The following is a 1,308-nucleotide window of genomic DNA, read 5'->3' as shown; positions in this document are numbered from 1 at the left end:
GGTTCTTCACGGAATCCCGGGAAACTCAGAAACAAGAACGCCGATTTGATTGATGATGTTCGTGCGAGCAAACACATCTAACAAACCGGCGTTCTTATGCGCGATATTAATACTTTCCTTCCTTTTTGGGAGGGCTTTTCTGTCGTCAACATCAAACCCGATGGCGATGCATTACAGATCGATCTGACTCCTCACGCCACCCGCATCCCTTCCTGTGGCAGCTGCCAAAAACCCTGTTCAACCGTTCATGAGTATTGCGAGCGAGTCATTCGTGATTTGCCCATTCTCGGCCGCGCGGTGCGCCTCAGTGTTTTGCTCAGGCGTGTTGGCTGCCGCGACTGTGGAAAACGCATGGAGGCCGTCAGTTGGCTGGATCGCTATGCCCGTATGACGCGCCGCTTGGCCGATGCGGTCATTCAGGCCTGCGAGCGACTTCCCACCCTGCACGTGGCGCAGATGTTTGGGCTGCATTGGGACACCGTTCGGTTGCTGGAGCGTCGAGCCTTGCAGGCGGTGCTGAGTGCTTTGCCGAAGGCGCAACCACGACGCCTGATCATGGACGAGTTCGCGTTGTTCAAAGGTCATCGCTACGCCAGCGTTGTGCTGGACGCCGACACCCGACGGGTGCTGTGGATCGGCGAAGGCCGCAGCCGTGCGGCGGTCAGGCCATTCTTCGAAGAGCTTGGGCCAGAAGGTTGCGCTCAAATCGAAGCAGTGGCGATGGACATGAACACGGCGTTTGACCTGGAGGTTCGCCAGCATTGCCCAAAAGCGCGAGTGGTCTACGACCTTTTCCATGTGGTGGCCAAATATGGTCGAGAGGTAATTGATCGAGTCCGTGTCGACGAAGCTAATCGGCTACGCCATGACAGACCTGCTCGCAAGGTCATCAAGCAAGCGCGATGGTTGTTGCTGCGCAATCCAGAGAACCTGAAGAAGCCGGAACAACAGGTCCACTTGCAGGATTTGCTGGCGGCCAATCAATCGTTGATGACGGTCTATTTGATGAAGGCTGAACTCAAAACGCTCTGGACGCCGAGTGCTGCCTGGGCCTGGAGATCAGCTTGGAAGCAATGGCTTCGTCATGCCCACGAAAGCGCGATACCGGCCCTGATCCAGTTCGCCAAACGGCTAAAGGGTTACTGGCGGGGGATCGTAAGTCGGGTTCGCTGGCCAATGCACACGGGGCAATTGGAAGGGATAAATAATCGAATAAAGGTCATCAAGCGGATGGCGTACGGTTACCGGGATAGCGAGTTCTTCTTCATGAAGATCAAGAGCGTCTTTCCCGGGAATCCGTGATGAACC

The 1,308-nt window shown here is 55.9% G+C and carries 1 protein-coding gene; it reads left to right on the top strand.

Annotation, left to right across the window (positions count from 1 at the left end):
- The first annotated feature begins 96 nt into the window (after positions 1-96).
- Entirely contained in the window at positions 97-1,302 is a 1,206-nt protein-coding gene (locus tag HX855_RS31715) for an ISL3 family transposase (RefSeq protein ID WP_177090953.1), read from the top strand.
- Positions 1,303-1,308: the final 6 nt, after the last annotated feature.

It is taken from the genome of Pseudomonas sp. IPO3778 (assembly GCF_013386825.1).
Classification (GTDB): Bacteria; Pseudomonadota; Gammaproteobacteria; order Pseudomonadales; family Pseudomonadaceae; genus Aquipseudomonas.
This window is presented reverse-complemented; position numbering and strand designations above follow the sequence as displayed.